At 63.5% G+C, this 1724-nt stretch carries 4 protein-coding genes; 1 reads left to right on the top strand and 3 read right to left on the bottom strand.

What is annotated here, in order from left to right:
- From A2I95_RS35620 to A2I95_RS35610, 3 genes are all read right to left on the bottom strand, one after another.
- Window positions 1-534, bottom strand: a 534-nt coding sequence (locus tag A2I95_RS35620) for an MATE family efflux transporter (RefSeq protein ID WP_291737266.1), incomplete at its 3' end; no start/stop codon positions are given.
- Window positions 535-540: 6 nt separating this feature from the next.
- Window positions 541-1059 carry a PaaI family thioesterase gene (locus A2I95_RS35615; RefSeq protein WP_027259311.1) on the bottom strand — a complete coding sequence of 173 codons (519 nt, stop codon included), beginning with the start codon at window positions 1057-1059 and terminating at the stop codon, window positions 541-543.
- Window positions 1056-1478, bottom strand: a complete 423-nt coding sequence (locus A2I95_RS35610; protein WP_027259312.1) for a PaaI family thioesterase — start codon at window positions 1476-1478, stop codon at window positions 1056-1058. The genes A2I95_RS35615 and A2I95_RS35610 overlap by 4 nt, the downstream gene beginning before the upstream one ends.
- A gap of 124 nt (window positions 1479-1602) precedes the next feature.
- Between A2I95_RS35610 and A2I95_RS35605 the strand changes: the two genes are divergently transcribed.
- Window positions 1603-1724, top strand: a 122-nt coding sequence (locus tag A2I95_RS35605) for a MerR family transcriptional regulator (protein ID WP_291737267.1), incomplete at its 3' end; no start/stop codon positions are given.

Genomic DNA, 1724 nt, shown 5'->3' with positions numbered 1-1724 from the left:
GTCCAGGGCAATGTTGAGGCCACTCATCCAGACCTGCAGCAGGAACACGCCGCGAGTGCGCTCTACCGCGATCAGCCAGCCGGTGACCGCATAAAGCGCGATCGTGGCCGGTGCGCCCCAAATCCGGATCTGCAGGTAATCGCGGGCCAGGCTTTCGACCTCAGCACTGGCAGGCGCCAGTGCAAACGCGCCCCAGAACACGGCAGCTTGCGCGATGATGAAGATAGCACTGGCAGCAAAGGCCAAGAGCAGGCCGCGCATCAAAAGTGCGCCGGTCTCACCCCAGTCCCCTGCCCCGCGCGCCTGCGCGGCAAGACCGGTTGTGCCCATCCGCAAAAAACCAAAAATCCAGTAGATCGTCGCCAGGACCACCGCGCCGATGCCGACGGCGCCGATGGGCGCGGCCTCGCCCATCTGGCCAACCACACCGGTGTCCACGGCACCCAAGATCGGCACGGTGGCATTCGACAGCACAATCGGCAATGCAATCGTGAGCACCCGTTTGTGGGTGATTTCGGTGTCCGCGCTGGTCATGGCCGTCTAGCCTTCGCCGTTCTGGTCCTGCGGCATCAGGAAGTGGCCGGTGGCCTGGGCGAACAGCTTGTCCTTGTGGTCCTGCCATGCCTCCACATGCACCGAGGCATAGCGGCGCCCTGAACGGTTCACGCGGGCGCGCGCATAGGCATCGCGCGGCAGGCCAGAGCGCAGGTAATCGACGGTGAAATCAATGGTCTTGGGCTGGCGCGGCAGGTGTCCTTTGGCCATCTCAGCCGGGTCCAGGTCACCGGATTCGATGCGCTGCCAAAGATGCGACCAGTTCAGCGTGATCATCGCGGTGATTTCCAGGAAGGCCGCTGTCACCCCGCCGTGGATGGCGGGCAGGAACGGGTTGCCGATCAGCTTGTCGTCGAAATTCAGCTGCGCCGTCAGCTCATCGCCGCGGCGCTCAAAGGTGACGTTCAGGAAGCGGATGTAGGGCACCGAATCCACCAGCGCCGACAGGGCTGCATCGCGGCGCTTCTTGACCACCTGGATCGGTTCAGGGCGGGGACGGTTCAAAACTTTTTCTCCACGGTAAAGGCGCCTGCGGCGGTGGCGACGGGGCGGTCTGTATCCTCGTCCATCGCAACCGCGCGGACGAAGGCAACGCTGCGGGTTATCTGATGGCAGGTGGCGCGGGTGGTGATCGCCTGCCCCGGGGTCGCCGGGCGCATGTAGTCGATACGCAAATCAATGGTGGCCGTGCCGCCGGGGGCGGACGGGTGGCTCATCACCGCGGCACCGCAGCAAGTATCCATCAGCGCCGAGACCGCGCCGCCGTGAATGACGCCGGTGGCCGGGTCGCCGATCAGCTTTTCGTCATAGGCCATGCGGATCTCGGCAGTGCCGTCGCCGATCTCTGTCAGCTTCATTCCCAATTGCTTGGCATGGGGGATCGCTTCGATGAACTGGCGCGCGAGGTCGGTCTTGTCGGCCATGGGAGTGTCCCTTTGGATTGTCTGTCTCATCTTTGGCCCTGCCCCGGTGAAAGCGCAAGAGTGCCGCCGCGGAGGTTGCACTGTTCGCTGCAAGTGCATAGGTTCCCGGCAAGGGAGAAGACGGATGGCCGACAACAGATTGTCATTCAAGGAAATGTGCGCCGAGTTCGAGGTTACGCTGCGGACACTGCGTTACTATGAATACATCGAATTGCTGCAGCCGGACCGCGAAGGCCGGTCGCGTTT

The sequence above is a fragment of the Leisingera sp. F5 genome (genome assembly GCF_001593695.1).
The sequence above is the reverse complement of the archived record's forward strand: the minus strand, read 5'-3'. Positions and strand labels throughout refer to the sequence as shown.

Coding starts and splice junctions, on each gene's coding strand:
- A2I95_RS35610 (WP_027259312.1), bottom strand. CDS start 1,478: ATGGCCGACAAGACCGACCTCGCGCGCCAGTTCATCGAAGCGATCCCC.